We start from the raw sequence: 14,870 nt of genomic DNA, 5'->3' as shown, positions 1-14,870 counted from the left end.
GGAGCAATTTAAAAAATGAAAAAAGTTATTTTATTGGGAGCGACAAGTAACATTTCAACCTATCTTATTCCGCGTTTATTGGAGCAAAGTGATGTTGCGCTCACGTTATTTGCCAGACAAGCGACGCATCGCCTCGGCCAATACGCGGATAATCAACGCGTTTCACTGATTGATGGTAACTGGAACAATCCAGCAGACTTGACGGCAGCCATCGCGGGGCAAGAGATTGTCTATTTGGCAACCGGCCACTTTACCAAGGCCAATCAACAGGTGGTTACAGCAATGAAGCAAAATGGCGTAGCACGACTGATTGTAGCCGGTGGTTTAGGGATTTATGACGAAGTGACTGGTGAATTTGGCCGTTGGAACGCGCGCATGATGGGGGACTATACCGAAATTAAACGGGCTGCCAAAGTGATTGATGATAGTGGACTAAACTATACCTTTTTACGGATGGCTTGGCTGTATAATAACGACCAACACGACGCTTACGAAGTCATCCCCCAGGGCGAACCGTTTAAAGATACCCAAGTTACTCGTGAGGCAGTGGCTAAATTAGTGGCTAATATTGTGCGCAATCCTGACATCTATCAGCGGACGAGTATCGGTGTTGCGGAACCCAATACGGCTTGGAACAAACCTGCTTTTTATTAAGGAGGCGTCCTGTAATGAAAGTGATAATTCCTTTAAACCAGGGCTTCCTATCCGACAGATATACCAGTAAAGCTGAAATAACGAAGGGAAATCAGCCAATTATTTCGTTCCCAATTACAATTCAGGAGATTCCTAAGAACGCGACGTCGTTAGCCCTTTCTTTAATTGATTATGATGCAGTACCGCGAACTGGTTTCCCTTTTATTCACTGGTTAGCGGCCAATATACCAACAATGACTGAAATTCCGGCCGACTTTAGTCGTCATTTCACGGGACCACAAGGGCAAAACTCTTGGATGTCACGGTTCTATGCTTTAGATGATGCTTACTTTACCGACCATTATGCCGGGCCGAATCCGCCTGACCAACCGCATCATTACACACTGACCATCTATGCCCTAAGTCGTAAGACAACGTTAAAGAACCAATTCTACTATAACGAGTTTCTGGACCAACTTAGTGATCGGATCATCGACCAGTCTTCACTGCGGTTGTTAGCTAAGTAATTTTAAGTCCTAGAAATATGCACCAATACAATATCCTTGAATGGGAGATAGCCAATGAAAACTGTAAAAATAATTGTGAACGGTCAAACGTTCACAGCAAACTTTGAGGAGAATGCGACCGCTAGTGAGCTGCTGAGCCAGATGCCCATGACCTTACCGATGTTAAACCTATATTCACGTGAATTAACCTATCGCTTTAAGCAAGCCTTACCAGCCAATGAGGCACACACATCCGGTTATACCGTTGGTGATATTGCCTACTGGAAGCCCCGCCATAGTTTTGTCATCTTTTACAAACAAACCGGTGAGGTTATCAGCGATTTACAGCAGATTGGCCATATTAATACCAGTCATTTAGCCCAGTTCCAATCATTAGGAAATGTAGAAATGAGATTTGAAAAAGAGGACTTTAGCAGTCGAAGTAAAAAACGCCATCATATTGTGGCGTTTTTTTGCAGTATAAGCATTCTAAAAAGGCTAGAAAACTAACTTACGTTGGTCAATTAACATTTCCAGGTAATTTATGATAGACCATGGGACACTAACTTATTTCGGCATTTTATAATAAGAGTTAGTTATATATGAGAGGGGCCGGTATCACTCAAGAATGGATAATCCCTTATTATCAGTGAAGCTCACTTTGAAAGTGTTCTTGCTTATTGAATTAGAATAGTCGTAAATCGGGGTATCTTAAACGGTACTGCCCCGATTTACGACTATCTAAAATATCTTCGTGCTGGTAAAGACACTCGCTCTACGCGATTTGGCTTTCTTTATGCCTTTTAATAAGGGTAGATCCGTACATGACCGCGATTGAAGCTATTCCAATGTACAGCAAGTTTAGCATTGAAGATCCAGTGAGTGATGCATCTGTAATATACATCTGGTTAAGAATAAGATCATAGGCAAATCGAATCGGCGTCAGATCATAAACGTAATTATGGTAGAAGGGACTCAGCATTTGTGGAATAAAAGTAATGACTGCCATTGAACCTATCCAGATAATCAGCAATAGTGGCCATCCTTTTAGTCCAAGCAAATCGAGTACGGCTGACTGTAGTAGATAGAAAACAAATGATATACCACCAATCAGCAACAGGAATTGTTGTGGATCATGAATTGGAACGTCGTAGCAAACTTTTGTGAAGAAGTAAACTGATACAGCAATCGCAGTGACAATTGCGACACCGGAAATTAATTGACTTGTGACACCAGTTAATGAGAGGCGACCATCACGACGTTTTTTCTCATTTTTACTATGGTCTCGCCAATTCAGTAAACTAGCAATAAGACTGCCGAGCCAACAGAAGATGGTTACCAAGAATGGTGCCATACCACTTACTTCTTTGGTTGAGACTTGATTACGTTTTATAAGTGTGGTGTGAATTGGTGTCTGCAATTTAGACCAGTCCTGTGGAGAGAGTGTTAGCCTTGACTTATTTGCAACAGTTATATATTCGTTAGAAATCTTCTGATTTAGCCGGTCCGTCAGCTTTGGCAGGGCAGTCGTCAAAATATTGGCAACCGTCACATTACTTCCTTGACTGACATATAAAGAGACTTTTGCTTGTGCGGGAGTTTTCTGGGTTAATGAATTGGCTAAGGCTTTTTGTTGTTGGAATAGTGCCGTCTCAGCCGCCAGTGGCGTTTTAACAACCAGTGTGTCTAGTTTCTGAGTTATGATTTTACCTTTCAAATAGTCTGCTTGCTGATTGATAGCTTTAGTGAATCCTGAGTGAATGACAACCGCCCCGTAGTATTTTCCGGATGCAAAACCCTTAGTGAGTTCATTCGTGTGGTTGACATTGACCCATTTGATTTCAGAGTTTTTCTCATGGCTCTCTTTCCGTAATTTATTTACTACATTCTTAGCATCTTTACCATTATCGTTTACTACTAAAGCTAATGGTAAATGACGAACCTTAACGGTGCTTCTAGCGCCAACCTGCGCAAAGGCGAACAATCCAATTAATATAGCAACGACTAACATGCTGATCCAAATATTTTTTCTCTTAAATACATTGAGCATCTTCACTACCCCCCTTTGATTCTATGGGTAGTTTATCTAAACTCTGGATAGAAAGAAATGGGCAGATTATTCTAATTTGTAGTTTAACACCACAGAAGACCGCGATATGACGCTTAAGACAACAAAACCACTAAAACTGGTAATGGAGGGCACCAACATGACTGACCTTAGAATTAAGAAAACGGATGCTATCATCTCAACGTCTTTTGTTGATTTAGTCCTAGAAAAGGGCTTTGACAACGTTACGGTTAAGGACATTGCCAGCAGATCCATGATTAACCGTAAAACATTCTACGTACATTATGAAGACAAATTTGCGCTTACAGATAAGATTGGCCAAGATATTCTTAACTGGTTTACTAAGACTTTGCAAAAAAGAGCCAGTCTACTTAACCAGGGTGTGACCCTAAGCAATGCTATCAGCAAAATAGAACAGGAGCTTAGACAACTACTAGTACGTTGGAATCGGCCCATCAAAGCGATAATGACAATTCCAGAAGCTAGAATACAGTTGATAGATGGACTTAAGAAAATTTTGGAAATGCAGTTACAGGCAGTTCTTACCCATCCGGGGTCGGAGTTAGAGGTCAACGCGATTGGTGGCATCATGTTAGGTATGATTAAGTACTATTTGCAGACAAATAGTTTACCCTCGCAGGAGGAACTCAAGCAATTGTCAAATAGTCTTGTTTTGATTTTTGGGGAGTCGTAAAGCCATCCACTTGATTTTTGCGCAGAGTCTGCTGACTAGGGAAAAAGTTAGGCCTACTAACGCACTGAAAAGCTTTACATCTTCTCCAGCCCATGTCGCTGTTCTTCATCAATGATGTGCGTATACAGCCCGGTTGCACTAGTGGAATTTTGTCCCAACTGGGTGGCAACTAATTGCTCATTTTTGGTAGCTAAATAGAGCTTAGAGGCAAGTGTATGCCGGAGCTTATGCGGCGTGATTCGCACCTTAAAGGCGCTGGAGTATTTGGCCACCATTTTTTCCATGGAATTGGCCTGCATGCGCGATGCGTGCCCACGATAGCTACTTAAGAAGAGTGCGCGGTCCTGATTCGTTGCGTGGTAGGTTGCCTGCCGCTGGTCAACGTAGGCTTGAATGTAGGGCAGAGTCCAGGGCGCAATAGGGACCGTATCCCGTTGACCGCCCTTACGAATGACCCCAATGGTCCCCGTCTTAAGGTTCAAATGGCGCAGGTCAGCATTGGCGGCCTCTGATACCCGTAAACCGCTACCTAATAAGAGTGCATTAATGGCGAGGTCACGCTGCTTATCGCGGTGAAAGTAGCGTTTCTGGGCTGGCGATAGTTTGGTCTCGTACTGTTGATCAATAAAATCCAAATAATCATGGTCAGTGTGGCCCAGCATTAGTTTGGTCTTTAAATTAGCCGCGCGGGTTGCATAGGTTTCGTTAGTTCGGACTAGGGCAATCTTATGCATCACGTTACGATTAAAGTAAGCCTCACCGTGCTCATCTTCTGTGTCTTCCGTTAAATACTTAAACAAGGAGGAAAGGGCATTCAAAGAACGGTTAATCGTTGGGTGTGTTCGACTACCACGGGCCCCTGTTAACTTGGATTGGTTTAGCAGGGCGGACTTGTATAATTCAACCGTTTCTTTTTTTAGTGTCGCTAAAACCTGAATATCAATCTCGCTGGGGTGGGGCGCTGAAGTTAGTCCTTCACTGATTAACCAATTGAAGAACCGGCGAAACTCTGTTAGATATTGATAAAGCGTGGCTGGGGATAATGGAATAGTGGCTTTAGCTTGGTAATATTCTTGGACAAACCAGGGAGCAGTAGCCAATTCCTCATCAATTAATTTCAAATAATGCTGTTTCTCCATAGAAGTGGCCTCCAAACATATGTTCTGTACTCATATTTTACTGACTTACTGACAGTTATGCAAGTCCCCAGTCATTTTTAATCAAGTACTCTCTTTAAAATATTTGTTTTAATGAAAGTAGTGTTGGCTTTATTAACCGATTACTTTTTAGGAGATTGGCCATCTCTATTAATGGATAGTCCCACAGTTTGCTAGGATTTACCGTTAAACGGCAATGTCTTGGCAATTTTACGCTTAGAAACGTCGATCTCATAGCGGATAATGCGACTTAAAACGGTCACACTTCATCAATATTGACTTAAAAAGTCCTTATAAACGCTGTCATATCAGTATTAGCTTGAATATAACCGATACATCTAAATTTAGCAGTATTGGCCAATGGCTATTGACGTTGATTCTAAGCACACGTTCAGCATTCAAATGGACTGGTCATCACAACGCGTCCGCACAACACGCAAGCCTGATGGCTAATTTATCATGAGGCAACAGCGTGCAATTGACTTAGGAGATAGTTTAATGTGATTGCGTCCAGGCAACCACTCAGGAAAAGCAATAAGCACGCCAAGCAATTTTTGCTGGACACTGTAGCAGATTAGCGGTTATCAGCGTCTGGTTGCTGGTGACCAAACATGCTAGCAAATAATCTAATGTCGTTTAACCAAAATTAAACCGTCTAATCAAAACGAGGGTAGCTTATATGACCTAGCCAAATAAGGATTATTTTCTCTACTTTACATAATATATATTATCGAAAGTAGAGTGTTAATGACTTTTTGCCGGTTAGCCGCTCGATAGCTCCCTAAAAAACCGCCATATGACTTTACACAATTACTGTAAATCATATGGCGGTTTCATTTATTTAGTTTAGCTTTAATCGTGTTAAAATCTCACGCGTTAACGGCGTTAGTTTTGTTGGCAAGTCATCAAGTTCAAACCAGTCAGTTGCGCTAGTTTCGTCATGATCTGGCAACGCTTGTCCCGTTACTTGCAAGGCATAAACTGCTGTGACGGAATCAATTTGATCACCATTGGGATACGTATATTGCATATTGGCACCACTTACGACCGTTAGTAATTGTGGCTGAACACCATCTAAGCCAGTTTCTTCGCGAAGCTCACGTCGAGCCGTGGTTGCTAGATCCTCATTTAATTCTTTGGATCCAGCCGGTAACCCCCATAAGTGATTATCAGTTCGTTCGACTAGCAGCAGTTGCTGATCTTGCTGGACAATGGCGGCTGCACCGGCAACGATGAGTGGCTGTTGGCCAAGTTTCTGGCGTAAATCTAAGACATATCCCATCAGCGTCACATCCTTTTAGTCTATTTTATCACGCCAGTGTTGATTGATAAAATCTTGACGGCCGCCCATTTCTTCAATCTGATAACGGAAGGGATTCTTACGATAAAAATCTTGATGTTCTTCTTCCGCTGGATAGAAAGGTTGAGCCTCTTCAATGGTTGTGACAATGGGTGCATCAAATTGGCCGCTAGCAGCTAAAGCGGCCTTAGAGGCTTCAGCCACCCGACGTTGCTCAGGACTATTAACGAAGATTACTGGACGGTAGCTATCACCACGATCTTGGAATTGACCACTAGCATCCGTGGGATCAGTTTGATGCCAATAAATCTCCACTAGTTGGGCGTAACTAATCACTTTTGGATCAAAGGTAATCTTAACGGCTTCTGTATGACCAGTCGTATGACTGGCAACTTCAGCATAGGTGGGATTAACCGTATGTCCCCCGGTATACCCAGACACGACGGATTGAATCCCTGGCTGTGTATCAAACGGTTGCACCATACACCAGAAGCAGCCGCCAGCAAAAATAGCCGTTTCAAATTCACTCATTTAAATTCCCCCTTAGCCGATTATCTATTAGTCCTTAAACAAAGCTTCAAAACCATGGTAACCCTGTGTTTCCAGCTCTGATGCCGGAATGAACTTTAGTGCAGCAGAGTTAATGCAGTAACGTAAACCGCCAGCTTCTGTTGGACCATCGTTGAAGACATGACCTAAGTGTGAGTGCGCATCCGTACTCAACACCTCTTGGCGAATCATGCCAAATGAATGATCGGTATTCTCCTGCACGTTTTCAGCATCGATTGGTTTGGTGAAAGATGGCCAGCCACACCCGGCGTCATATTTATCAGTCGAGCTAAATAGTGGCTGTCCGCTGACAACATCGACATAGATCCCTGGCTGATCAAATTGATCGTACTTCCCAGTAAAGGCTGGCTCCGTCGCTGCCTTTTGGGTGACCGCATATTCCTCAGCAGTTAAGCGTTGCTTCAGATCTTCTTGACTCTCACGCTTGTTCATTCAAATTCCTCCAATCAATTGTGCACAATTCAAGGTACTTCTTTAAGTCTAAATAAATTCAGCAGAAACACAACTATTTTGCCTTATCATTTATAAATTAAATTATACAACCTAAAAAGTCGAGATTTTTAATCCCGACTAATGAATCTAATTTTAATTAGATGCTTGACCTGCAGGGGTTTGATAGCGTAGCTTGACGCCCTGAATATCAACTGGTTGAATGCCCTCACTACGGTTCCGATAGTACATAACGCTGTGCTTATCGGGATTATGTGCTAATCCCATAACGTGTCCCAGTTCATGCTCCGCCACGGCCAGCTGATTGGCTCGAGAGTAGTTATATTCACGTAGCAATGCAGCATTAAGCGTGGCTGTAGCCCGTTGCAAATAACTTTGTTTGGCTGTGTATTCGGTCAAACCGACATCTTCTCCTAGCGCGGCCGCTTCATGTTTAGAAGCGACCTTCAACGTTACTTGTGCCGCACTTGCCGAGTCTGCTTTTTGAAAATGAAAAGCCCCTGTCTCGTTCCAGGCTTTAATAGCTTCTTGCCAAATTCTCCGGTAATACGGTGACTGAGCACTGATCGTGTAAGTGGCATGATCGGTGCTAAATCGTTCTGGACCAAAAGGTGTGCTGCTAGCGGATGCCGAGCTCCCACCAAGTTGTGTGACCATCAACAGGATTGTAACGACAGCGATTAGACTACCACGATACCAGTTTTTGATCATATGACCATTCCCTCTCTCGAAGGAAACTGACAACATCTACCATCAATCCGTATTATAAAGAAAGCACCAATTAAAGCGAACAAAAGCGCTCCAAACCAATCAAAAATTGGTCTGAAGCGCTTATAAGAATTGTTATTGACTTTTCAATTAAGCATTGAAAGCAGCTGTCAGTGGTGGCACCACTTGCTTCTTTCGGGAAACGACGCCAGGAAGACTAGCCCGGTTATCCGTCAAAGTCGTATTAAAGGCCTTTTCAATCACTGACTTAGGTTCACCGGCAACGATCATTTCTGAGTCACTGTTGAGCACGTTGGTGGCTAACGTGATGAACAAATCATAACCATCAGCCGCCATTTCGGCTTGCATTTCTTTTTCTAAGCCAGCCTGCCGATCCAAAACGTCAGCTAAATCAACCGTATTGATTTGACCAATCCGTACTGAACGACCAGCCATATCAAAGGACTTAGCATCACCATCAATGAGTTCCTTGTCGCTCTTGGCAGCCAGGTTAGTACCAGCTTTTAGCATGGCAATCCCATAACTTTGAACGTCTTCACCTGAAATTTCAGCTAAAGCCCGGACAGCTTCACGGTCAGCATCAGTGGTAGTTGGTGATTGCAGCAATAACGTATCCGAAATAATCGCTGATAACATCAATCCAGCTAGCTTAGCGGGAATTTCAATTTTAGATTCGTCAAACATTTCCGTTAAGATCGTGCTCGTGCAACCAACGGGTTCTGCCCGGTAGTATAGAGGTTGATCCGTCTGGAAGTTTGCGATCCGGTGGTGGTCAACAACGTGGCTAACCATTACCTTATCCAAATCACTGACACTTTGTTGTGCTTCATTGTGATCAACTAACATAACCGTATCAACTTCGTTAGCCACTGTCTTGATAACTCGAGGAGCTGGTTCGTCGAAGTGGTTCAAAACAAAGTTTGTTTCCATGTTAGGATTGCCTAAAGCGACAGCCTCAACATCAAAGCCCATTTGGGTTTGGTAGTAGGCAAACGCCTTAGCAGCAACGATAGCGTCCGTATCAGGATTTTGGTGACCAAAGATTAATGCTTTACTCATGTGATAGAAACTCCTTTATCAAATAGTTTTAATTTAATTGGTTCCGAAGTTGTTTGAGCCGCGAAATGTAGTCATCGGTATGCAAATACCGGTCAAACTGTGCCAAGAAAAGGCTAATTCGCGGAATTTCTGCCTTGCCCTTACGAAAGACGAAGGCTAAATCAAACCGAATATTGGGTTCAAAATGTGCCGTCCAGGTATTCGGCAAGTTATCTTGTCCAATCATAAATGAATTGGGCAGAGCCGTTGAGACCTGCGTTTCCATTGAAAAATGAAGCAACTGGTTAGGCGTGGTAAAGTTAGCAACCCCTTGTGGGAAGTCAGCCAATTGGTTCTTGTAAGCTTCGTGAAGCGTTTGATCCAGGTAGTAGCCCTCTGGATACATCGCCCATGGCTGGCTCGTGGTGTCCTTAAACTTAATTCGCCGTTTCTTAGACAATTGCTCATCATGGTGAATGAACAATAAATCATCGGAAATGATCTTTTTGGATTCGTAGGGTTTCCAATTCTTGATAGAATCATCTGGCAAATACATGATGGCCAAATCAATTTTGTTATTCTCCAACCGTTCCCAAATCTCCTTACGCGTCAACATGTGAAAGGAAATCTTCAGATCAGGATTGCTTTGATACAAGCCAATGGCGAAGTCTTCAAACACCGCGTCTTCAACCGAAGCTAATAGCCCAATGTTAATCTCACCTTGGGTCGCACTTGTCGACTGCTGAATCTCATCAGTCGCCTGATTGAGAATACCATAGATTTGGTGCGTTGCTTCTAACATGGTATAACCAGCATCTGACAAGCGGAGCTTTTTACCTACCGAATAAAATAGTGGTGCGCCAACGGTCCGTTCCAACTTTTTAATTTGTTGCGTTAATGCGGGCTGCGTAATTCCTAGAATCTGAGCAGCCTGCGTATAATTCATCGTTTCTGCCAACTGTAAAAAGTACGTTAGAGTTTTAGAAGAAAAGATACTTTCCTGTTTCGTTTTCATCCGCTTCGTTCTCCTTATGACTAGTCAGACATGGGGTTAATGAGGCTGGTCTAATGGTTACTATTACTCTATAATAGGCTGTTTACAGTAAAAGCGCAACGATTTATCCTCACAAATTGGTGATTGGTTAACCCCTAATCTAGAACTAATTCAGCTGGCTTAACGCGTAGCTGTAGCGGCTGTCCTTCAACATCCGTATCAATGACAAATGAGCCATTGGAATACCGCCCGCTTAAGGGATGATCCGTTGGCATAACATCATGTGTCCGTTCACGACTAGTCATAATTTCCAATGGCGGATTGCCAGCTGGAATCGTCATGAAGTCAACAATACGATGCGGATCTCGTTTCAGTTCACGTAGCACAATCACTCCGCGTCGCGCACGACTGGTGACAGAGAGTTCCTTCATCGCTAAGCGTTTGAAGGCCCCACGTTGCGTAATTAACGCGATGGTTTCATTGTCGGTAACGAGGGCCAAATTAACGACCTCGTCATCGTCACGCAGATCCATTGAGCGAACCCCCGTGGTTCGGGCACCATTGACCGATACTTCATCGACTGGGTAGCGTAGCGCATACCCGTTCTTAGAAATAAGCAGGATTCCCTGTTCCACAGGTTCGGTCAGATACTTCACCGCAACGACTCGAGCTTCCGCTGTTTTAAGCTTTTCATAAACGGCGGCACGACTCTTATAAGTACGACCGGGTGTTAAATCAGCAAAGGCCGTTTGCTTAATGTACCCATCACTGGTTGCGATCAGGAAACGACCGGGTTCTTTGAGTGTCTTAAAAGCAAAGGTGGCAACAATTTCTTCATCCGCGGCTAAACCAATCGTTTGGGAAATATGTTCACCCGTTTCTTTCCACTTCACATCACTAATCTCATGAACCGGCCGGTAGATCAAGTTTCCCTTGCTGGTAAACATCATCAAGTGATTCAAGGTACTAAGCTTTTGCATGAAGATAGGATAATCGCCATCTTTCAAGCCATTATCAGTTGGGTCCGAAGCAGTATATGACCGCACACCAGACCGTTTAAGATAGCCGTCGTGACTGACCAAGACCACGACATCTTCGTCAGCAACCGTCACCGTGGTCTTAATCTTCAAGTCTTCAATCTCATCTTGAATTTCTGTCCGACGGGGATTGCGATAGTCTTTGGCCACTGCCTTGAGTTCCTGGCGCAAGACACTGTTTAAAGTTTTGGGTTCAGCCAAAATTTTATGATCCTGCTCAATTTCCGCGGAAAGCTTGGCGGATTCTGCCTCTAACTGCGTAACATCGGTGTTAGTCAACCGATACAGTTGTAAGGCGACAATGGCGTCAGCCTGTTTCTCAGAAAAGTCATAGGCCTCAACCAAGTTATCACGCGCATCCCGACGGTCCTTGCTAGCCCGGATGGTTTTAATAACTTGATCCAAAATTGACAAGGCTTTAATCAAACCAACAACAATATGCTGCCGATCCAAGGCTTTTTGTAAGTTATATTCGGTCCGCTTGGTAATCACGTTACGTTGGTGTTCCAAGTAGGCACTTAGAATGGTCTTTAAGCCTACGTGTTCAGGCCGTTGATGATTAATCGCCACCATATTAAAGTTATAGGTGATCTGTAGCTCGGTATTTTTGAATAGGTAGTTTAAGACCCCTTGCGCATCAGCATCCCGCTTTAGCTCAATCGCAATCCGTAGACCATCCCGATCGGTTTCATCCCGAACTTCAGCTAACCCTTCAACTTTTTTATTCAAGCGAATTTCATCAATCTTTTTGACCAGTTGCGCCTTGTTAACTTCATAAGGAATTTCGGTCACGGTAATTTGACTCTTATTTCCCCGTAACGGTTCGATGGCCGTTTTCGAGCGAACAACAATCCGCCCCCGGCCAGTCTCATAAGCCTTAACAATGCCATCTTTCCCTTGAATGATCCCGCCGGTTGGAAAATCGGGTCCTTGAACAAAGGACATCAATTCTTCTAGCGTTGCCTTAGGGTGACTCAGCAAGTAGATTAAGGCATCCACGACTTCACCTAAATTATGCGGCGGAATTTCCGTGGCATATCCGGCGGAAATTCCCGTGGCACCGTTGACTAATAAGTTAGGAAAACGCGCTGGTAAGACAGTTGGCTCGTACTCCGTATCATCGAAGTTTAAGACCATTTCGACAGTATCTTTGTCGATGTCGCGTAGCATTTCTCCTGCTAGCTTACTCAGCCGAGCTTCTGTATACCGCATAGCTGCTGCGGGGTCACCATCCATTGACCCATTATTACCATGCATTTCAACGAGTGGTTCGCGGACCTTCCAGTCCTGACTCATCCGGGTTAGCGCTTCATAAATGGAACTGTCACCATGGGGGTGAAAATTACCCATGACATTTCCGACCGACTTAGCTGATTTACGGAAGCCCTTATCGTAGGTATTACCGTCCTTGTTCATGGCAAATAAGATTCGCCGTTGAACGGGTTTCAATCCATCCCGAATATCCGGTAACGCCCGCTCTTGAATGATTGATTTGGAATAACGACCGAAGCGATCGCCCATGACTTCTTCCAAAGTAAGTTCTTGAATCTTTTGTCCTTCACTCACGAGATTTAACTCCTTTCACCGGTTATTGGTCTGACGTCTTATCGTTTTCTAGCAAACTGGTATCGTCATCTTCCAGGGTAAATTGTACATTACTTTCAATCCACTTACGGCGCGGTTCAACCTTATCGCCCATCAGAGTTGTCACTCGGCGTTCAGCTAGCGCTGCGTCGTCAATTTGGACCCGGATAAGTGTGCGGTTGTCTGGATCCATGGTCGTTTCCCAGAGTTGTTCAGCGTCCATTTCACCCAGACCCTTGAATCGCTGTAAGTGATACCCGTGATTCGCAATCTTCTTGGTCTTTTCGTTTAGTTCATCATTCGTCCAAGCATATTCAATCGTCGGTTTCTTCCCAGTCTTTTGAATCCGATACAGTGGCGGTAGTGCAATGTAGATTCGCCCAGCATCGATCATGGGCCGCATGTACTTGTAGAAGAACGTCAACAAAAGAATTTGGATATGAGCACCATCATCATCCGCATCGGTCATGATGATAATCTTATCGTAATTGGCGTCTTCGATATTAAACTCAGTTCCCACACCGGCACCGATGGTATAAATCATGGTACTAATTTCTTCATTTTTCATGATATCGGGCAACTTGGCCTTTTCGGTATTTAGGACTTTCCCCCGTAATGGCAGGATAGCTTGGAACTTTCGGTTACGCCCCTGCTTGGCTGAACCACCGGCGGAATCCCCCTCGACTAAGAAGAGTTCATTCTTAGCAGCGTTCTTTGATTGGGCAGGGGTTAGTTTTCCCGATAACAACCGTTCATGTTTCTTATGCCGTTTGCCATTACGACTTTCATCACGGGCCTTACGAGCCGCCTCACGTGCTTGGCGAGCCTGGGTCGACTTTTTGATTAACATCTTGCCAAAGTCGCCATTTTCCATCAAATAGTAGCCTAATTGCTCACTAATGATGCTATCAACAATCGTTCGTGCTTCAGGCGTGCCCAGCTTTTCTTTGGTTTGCCCTTCAAACTGTAATAGGTCTTCGGGTACCCGCAACGAAATGACGGCAGATAACCCTTCACGGACATCGGTCCCTTCGAGGTTCTTGTCGCGTTCTTTGAGCAGGCCAACTTTACGGGCATATTCATTAAAGGCTTTGGTCCAGCCGCTACGCATGCCGGCCTCATGTGACCCGCCATCCTTGGTCCGCACGTTGTTCACGAATGATAATAGGTTTTCAGTGTAGCCATCGTTGTATTGCGCGGCCACTTCTACTTCAATGCCATCTTTACTGCCATCAAAGTACATGATGTCACCTAACGTGTCTTTATCTTCGTTCAGGTAACTGACGAATTCTTTGATTCCGGATTCGAAATGGTATTCTTCGGTGCGTTCTTGCCCCTCGCGTTCATCCGTTAGGGTAATCTTGACGCCTTTCAATAAGAAGGCAGATTCACGTAACCGTTCCGCTAGGGTGCCGAAGTTATAAACAGTTGTGGTAAAGATTTGGCTATCGGGCTTAAAGTCAATGGTCGTTCCGTTGTGAGCACGCGTATTACCCAATTTCTTTAAAGTGCCCTGTGGATGACCGCCCTTAGCAAACTTTTCCTGATAACGAACGCCGTCACGGACAATGGTCACCGTTAATGAACTAGACAAGGCGTTCACGACAGAAGCCCCCACCCCGTGGAGTCCACCGGATGTTTTGTAGCCACCTTGGCCGAACTTTCCTCCGGCGTGTAGCACTGTTAAAATAACTTCGGGTGTTGGAATCCCTGAGGCATGCATCCCCACTGGCATCCCCCGACCGTGATCAACAACTGTGATGCTATTGTCCTGATGGATCGTGACATTAATTTCCTTGCCATAACCCGCCAATGCTTCATCAACGGCGTTATCAACAATTTCATAGACCAAGTGGTGCAGGCCCCGGCCGTCAGTTGAGCCGATGTACATACCTGGACGTTTACGGACAGCTTCCAATCCCTCCAAAACCTGAATGGAGGAATCGTCATATTTTGGTTTTGCTTTCGCCATGCGTAAATCCCCTTTACTTTACTTTTTTAGATGATACTGGTAGTTTACCCCTAACCGAACGTATGTTCAAATAAACGGACTAAACGGCTAGGCAGAGGTATTCAATAACTTCATAATCATACCACAGGAAACTAAAAA

The 14,870-nt window shown here is 44.2% G+C and carries 14 protein-coding genes; 4 read left to right on the top strand and 10 right to left on the bottom strand.

The genetic code is table 11. From position 1 onward, the window contains the following. Positions 1-15 precede the first annotated feature (15 nt). From FC61_RS02020 to FC61_RS02010, 3 genes are read left to right on the top strand one after another with little or no spacing between them, the layout of a single operon-like run. Positions 16-654 carry an SDR family oxidoreductase gene (locus FC61_RS02020; protein ID WP_021742541.1) on the top strand — a complete coding sequence of 213 codons (639 nt, stop codon included), beginning with the start codon at positions 16-18 and terminating at the stop codon, positions 652-654. A 14-nt stretch (positions 655-668) separates the two neighbouring features. After that, entirely contained in the window at positions 669-1,160 is a 492-nt protein-coding gene (locus tag FC61_RS02015) for a YbhB/YbcL family Raf kinase inhibitor-like protein (protein WP_021742540.1), read from the top strand. A gap of 54 nt (positions 1,161-1,214) precedes the next feature. Beyond that, positions 1,215-1,649: a cyclophilin-like fold protein gene (locus tag FC61_RS02010; protein WP_021742539.1), complete on the top strand. Its 435-nt coding sequence runs from the start codon at positions 1,215-1,217 to the stop codon at positions 1,647-1,649. Positions 1,650-1,914: 265 nt separating this feature from the next. On the opposite strand, the gene FC61_RS02005 is transcribed toward FC61_RS02010, so the two are convergent. Beyond that, entirely contained in the window at positions 1,915-3,189 is a 1,275-nt protein-coding gene (locus FC61_RS02005) for a YhgE/Pip domain-containing protein (protein WP_021742538.1), read from the bottom strand. Positions 3,190-3,346: 157 nt separating this feature from the next. On the opposite strand from FC61_RS02005, the gene FC61_RS02000 reads away from it, so the two are divergent. Continuing rightward, entirely contained in the window at positions 3,347-3,901 is a 555-nt protein-coding gene (locus FC61_RS02000) for a TetR/AcrR family transcriptional regulator (protein WP_035464971.1), read from the top strand. A gap of 74 nt (positions 3,902-3,975) precedes the next feature. On the opposite strand, the gene xerS is transcribed toward FC61_RS02000, so the two are convergent. The 9 genes from xerS to parE form a co-directional block, all read right to left on the bottom strand. Then, positions 3,976-5,040: a tyrosine recombinase XerS gene (gene xerS / locus FC61_RS01995; protein ID WP_021742536.1), complete on the bottom strand. Its 1,065-nt coding sequence runs from the start codon at positions 5,038-5,040 to the stop codon at positions 3,976-3,978. A gap of 859 nt (positions 5,041-5,899) precedes the next feature. Next, entirely contained in the window at positions 5,900-6,340 is a 441-nt protein-coding gene (locus tag FC61_RS01990; protein ID WP_021742535.1) for an NUDIX hydrolase, read from the bottom strand. 15 nt (positions 6,341-6,355) lie between these two features. Further along, positions 6,356-6,889 (bottom strand): peptide-methionine (S)-S-oxide reductase MsrA, encoded by a 534-nt coding sequence (gene msrA / locus FC61_RS01985; RefSeq protein ID WP_021742534.1) that lies wholly within the window; start codon positions 6,887-6,889, stop codon positions 6,356-6,358. A gap of 27 nt (positions 6,890-6,916) precedes the next feature. Then, the gene (msrB, locus tag FC61_RS01980) at positions 6,917-7,360 is read right to left on the bottom strand and encodes a peptide-methionine (R)-S-oxide reductase MsrB (RefSeq protein WP_021742533.1); all 444 of its coding nucleotides are present in this window, start codon (positions 7,358-7,360) and stop codon (positions 6,917-6,919) included. A gap of 153 nt (positions 7,361-7,513) precedes the next feature. Beyond that, on the bottom strand, positions 7,514-8,089 hold the full coding sequence (locus FC61_RS01975) for a matrixin family metalloprotease (RefSeq protein ID WP_011667582.1): 576 nt from the start codon (positions 8,087-8,089) through the stop codon (positions 7,514-7,516). Between the two features lie 147 nt (positions 8,090-8,236). Beyond that, a complete protein-coding gene (locus FC61_RS01970; RefSeq protein ID WP_011667581.1) occupies positions 8,237-9,166 on the bottom strand; it encodes a manganese-dependent inorganic pyrophosphatase in 930 nt (309 codons plus the stop codon). Positions 9,167-9,194: 28 nt separating this feature from the next. Continuing rightward, on the bottom strand, positions 9,195-10,160 hold the full coding sequence (locus FC61_RS01965; RefSeq protein WP_011667580.1) for a LysR family transcriptional regulator: 966 nt from the start codon (positions 10,158-10,160) through the stop codon (positions 9,195-9,197). A gap of 134 nt (positions 10,161-10,294) precedes the next feature. Next, positions 10,295-12,697 carry a DNA topoisomerase IV subunit A gene (gene parC, locus FC61_RS01960; protein ID WP_042516778.1) on the bottom strand — a complete coding sequence of 801 codons (2,403 nt, stop codon included), beginning with the start codon at positions 12,695-12,697 and terminating at the stop codon, positions 10,295-10,297. Between the two features lie 67 nt (positions 12,698-12,764). After that, entirely contained in the window at positions 12,765-14,732 is a 1,968-nt protein-coding gene (gene parE, locus FC61_RS01955; protein WP_011667578.1) for a DNA topoisomerase IV subunit B, read from the bottom strand. Positions 14,733-14,870: the final 138 nt, after the last annotated feature.

This window comes from Levilactobacillus brevis ATCC 14869 = DSM 20054 (genome assembly GCF_001433855.1).
In the GTDB taxonomy this organism is placed as follows: Bacteria; Bacillota; Bacilli; order Lactobacillales; family Lactobacillaceae; genus Levilactobacillus; species Levilactobacillus brevis.
The sequence above is the reverse complement of the archived record's forward strand: the minus strand, read 5'-3'. Positions and strand labels throughout refer to the sequence as shown.